Consider the following 1,466-nt stretch of genomic DNA (forward strand, 5'->3'; position numbering starts at 1 on the left):
TGCCACTGGGGGCCCTGCCTTCGAGTACCAGCTCGATGGCCACCAGCACCGCTTCCAGCCCGGCCTGCGGCACCACGGCCAGCACCTGCGCCATGACCCGGTCTCCTCCAGGGTGCCTGAGCAGCGACTGGCGCAAACGCAGCAACGGCGCCGGAAGGTCCAGGAACGGCGTGCCATTGCGCAATGCGCCCGGCTTGCGCTGCACCAGGTCGATGTAGTGCTGCCAGTCGTAGCTGGTCTGGCCACTGCCCGGCAGCCGGGCATGGCTGGCTACGACGGCATCTGCGGCCGCCACATCGATTCGTTCGGGATAGACGCGGGTGCTGACGATGTGGCCGGCCCACTCGCACGGCACGGAGTAACGGTTGCGCGCGGCGGCCACCAGGCAGGTGCTGCTGACCCGGGCCAGCCGCTCGACGTAGCCGTTGAAGGGGGCCGGCATGGACATGAGGTGAGTCTTCTCCAACTCCCACATCTCGGCCACGGTGAACTGCCTGTGGATCGGATGCGTGGTGTCGCTCCACACCGAACGACACCGCTCGCTCAGCCAGGCATTGAGTTCGATGAACGAGCCGAAGCGACGGGTCGCGGCTTCGATCCAGATGCGCCTGCGGCTGTCCTGCAGGTTCTTCTCCACCACCCCCTTCTCCCAGCCAGAGGCGACGTTGCAGAAGTCGGGGTCGAACAGGTAGTGGCTGCACATGGCTGCGAAGCGCGCGTTGACCGTGCGTTGCTTGCCGCGTTGCACCTTGTCCACGGCGGTGCGCATGTTGTCGTAGATGCCGCGCCGGGTGACGCCGCCAAGTGCCTGGAACGAGCGAGTGTGGGCATCGAACAGCATCTCGTGGCCCTGGCTGGGGTAGGCCACCAGCCAGAAGGCACGGCTGGCGCACAGCTTCAGGTGCGCCACTTGCACGTTGTAGAACACGCCGCCGACGACCATGGCTTCGACGCTCCAGTCGAACTGGAAGGCCTCGCCCAGCTCGAAGCTCATCGGAACGAACGCCTTGGCCGGACTGGCTGCAGACTCCACCCGCCAGCGACGGGTGTAGTCGGTGACGGCGCTGTAGCCGCCGCGGTAGCCCTGGGCCTGTATCTGAGCAAACAAGGCACGGCCGCTGCGCCGTCCCTGCTTGGGGCGATGGCTGTCGGTTGTGAGCGCTTGATGCAGGATCGGCTCGAACGCAGTTAGCTTGCCATCGAGCTTCACCCGCTCGTACTTCGGGGCAACATCGCCGGGCGCCTTGAGCCACTTCTTGACCGTGTTGCGCGACAGGCCCGTGCGCTTTGCGATCTCGCTGAGAGAGAGTTGGTCGCGCAGCCTCATGCGCCTGACCTTGCCAATCATGTCCATGGTGATCACCTTGAATCCCTGCTGAAATTCTCAGCAGGTCAGTGGAACACCCTGGTCAATATTGGATTGGCACTTTGCGGTTTAGCTGGTCAGGTTTGCATCGGCACCAACA

Annotated in this window: 1 protein-coding gene; it reads right to left on the reverse strand. The window is 64.7% G+C overall.

Going from position 1 to position 1,466, the window contains the following annotated elements; translation table 11 throughout:
- Positions 1–1,354, reverse strand: a 1,354-nt coding sequence (istA, locus tag DBR12_RS21040) for an IS21 family transposase (RefSeq protein WP_108619004.1), incomplete at its 3' end; no start/stop codon positions are given.
- Positions 1,355–1,466 lie beyond the last annotated feature (112 nt).

The organism is Acidovorax sp. HMWF029, from assembly GCF_003060895.1.
Taxonomy (GTDB): Bacteria; Pseudomonadota; Gammaproteobacteria; order Burkholderiales; family Burkholderiaceae_C; genus Acidovorax.